Annotated in this window: 3 protein-coding genes; 1 reads left to right on the forward strand and 2 read right to left on the reverse strand. The window is 71.3% G+C overall.

What is annotated here, in order from left to right; translation table 11 throughout:
• Both ACFWEK_RS20875 and ACFWEK_RS20880 read right to left on the reverse strand, forming a co-directional pair.
• On the reverse strand, positions 1 to 242 hold a 242-nt coding region (locus ACFWEK_RS20875), incomplete at its 3' end, for a dihydroxyacetone kinase subunit DhaK (RefSeq protein WP_430555284.1).
• 64 nt (positions 243 to 306) lie between these two features.
• On the reverse strand, positions 307 to 1,236 hold the full coding sequence (locus ACFWEK_RS20880; RefSeq protein WP_430548057.1) for a sugar phosphate isomerase/epimerase family protein: 930 nt from the start codon (positions 1,234 to 1,236) through the stop codon (positions 307 to 309).
• A 246-nt stretch (positions 1,237 to 1,482) separates the two neighbouring features.
• Here ACFWEK_RS20880 and ACFWEK_RS20885 point away from each other — a divergent pair.
• The coding region (locus ACFWEK_RS20885; protein WP_430555285.1) for a Gfo/Idh/MocA family protein at positions 1,483 to 2,309 on the forward strand (827 nt) is incomplete at its 3' end.

A 2,309-nucleotide genomic window follows, 5' to 3' on the forward strand; every position in this document is an offset into this window, starting at 1 on the left:
GACGGGGAGGCGAAGACCTCGCCGCACACCGCGGCGTCGGCCACGCCCTCCCCCACGAGCCCGGCGAACGCCGGGTAGTGGCCGGAGCCGCCGCCGACGACGACGGCGACCTTGCCGGGGCGCGTGCCCTCGGCGCGCGCGACGCCGCCGGGCACGCGGCGTAGGACGCCGGGGTGGGCCTTGACGAGGCCGCTGAGCGCCTCGCGGGCGAAGTCCTCGGGACGGTTGTGGACGTACGTCATGGGGGCAGCACCTTTGCTCGTGCGGTGACGGGATGGGGCGGCGCGGGGCGCCGGAGGGGCCTGCTCAGCGCCCCGCGGAGCGCAGCACGCCGCGGATGTACTCGCGGTTGAGCGCCGCGACGCCGAGGCTGTCCGACCCGTAGTGCTCGCAGACGAACACGCCCTCGAAGCCGAGCTCGAGCGCCTGCCGGATCATCACGCGGTAGTTGACGACGCCCTGCACCAGCGGGGTCGGGTGGGTCGCGTACGCGCCCGTCGCCAGGTCCACGTCGCGCGTGTAGTTCTTGATGTGCCAGAAGTTCGTGTGCGGCAGCACCTTCGCGAACATCGTCGGGATGTCCTCGATCTCGCGGTGCAGCCGCACGAGGTTGCCGAGGTCGGGGTTGAGGCCCACGTTGTCGCGGTCGACGTCCTCGAGGAAGCGCACGGCCAGGTCCGGCGTGCCGATGTAGGTGTCCTCGTACATCTCGAGGCTGACCTGCACGCCCACCTCGGCCGCGTGGTCGGCGAGCTCGCGGATGCGCCGCACGGCCAGGTCGCGGTTCTCGGCGTCGGCGAGGTCGTCGCGGTGCCCCTCCGCCAGCCAGAACCAGAGCGCCTTCTCCTGCGCCGGCGTGAGCGCCTGCATGAAGCCGAAGTTCACGACCTCGGCGCCGAGCGCCGGTGCGCGGTCGATGATCGTGTGCCCGAAGCGCAGGTACTCCTCGCCGCGGGCGGCGTCGACCACGCTCCGGCGCGTCGTCGACACGGACGGGACGGCGAGGCCGACCTCCTTGAGGACGACGAGCAGCTCGGCGAACCGGGCGTCCGTCATCTCCCCGATCGACAGCCACGCGTCGGTGGGGTCGACGTCCGCGAACCCCAGGTCGGCGACCTGCTGGAGCTGCCCGCGCCAGGACTCGGCGGGGGCGTCGACGTTGGGGGTGCCGTCGGCCGCGGTGGAGCCGAAGGACAGCATGTTGGCGGCGATGGGCCAGGTGTCCGCAGTGCGCAAGGAGATCTCCGTCGATCGTGGAATCGTGTTTCCTATAGGAAACACGGAGGGCTCCGGAGTGTCAACCGGCCCGGGTCTTCACCCGCCGCGGAGCGAGCCGCTCCGGGCTCCTGCTTGACGGGCGGCGGCGGCAGCGCCTAACTTGATGGAAAGCGCATTCCGCCATCGCGTCGCAGCCCCCGCCGAGACGCACCGACGAAGGAGTCCCGAGTGAGCACCACACCCACGCGCACGCTGCGCATCGCGATGAACGGCGTCACGGGCCGCATGGGCTACCGCCAGCACCTCGTGCGCTCGATCCTGCCGATCCGCGATCAGGGCGGCGTCGAGCTGCCCGACGGCTCGCGCGTGCAGGTGGAGCCCGTCCTCGTGGGCCGCAACGAGTCCAAGCTCGCCGAGCTGGCCGCGAAGCACGGCGTCACGGAGTACACGACCGACCTCGACGGGATCGTCGCCGACCCGGCCACGGACATCGTGTTCGACGCCTCGATGACGTCGCTGCGCGCCAAGACCCTCACCAAGGCGATGCAGGCCGGCAAGCACGTCTACACGGAGAAGCCGACCGCCGAGACGCTGGCCGAGGCCGTCGAGCTCGCCCGCCTGCGCGAGGAGACCGGCGTCACCGCCGGCGTCGTGCACGACAAGCTGTACCTGCCGGGCCTGGTCAAGCTGCGCCGTCTCGTGGACGAGGGCTTCTTCGGCCGCATCCTGTCGCTGCGCGGCGAGTTCGGCTACTGGGTGTTCGAGGGCGAGCACCAGGCCGCCCAGCGCCCGTCGTGGAACTACCGCAAGGAGGACGGCGGCGGCATGACCACGGACATGTTCTGCCACTGGAATTACGTCCTCGAGGGCATCCTCGGCGCGGTCAGGACCGTCAACGCGCAGACCACCACCCACATCCCCACCCGCTGGGACGAGCAGGGCAAGGAGTACGCCGCCACCGCCGACGACGCCGCGTACGGCATCTTCGAGCTGGAGGGCGGCGCGATCGCCCAGATCAACTCGTCGTGGGCCGTGCGCGTCAACCGCGACGAGCTGGTCGAGTTCCAGGTGGACGGCACGGAGGGCTCGGC

It is taken from the genome of Isoptericola sp. NPDC060257 (assembly GCF_042726645.1).
In the GTDB taxonomy this organism is placed as follows: Bacteria; Actinomycetota; Actinomycetes; order Actinomycetales; family Cellulomonadaceae; genus Isoptericola; species Isoptericola nanjingensis.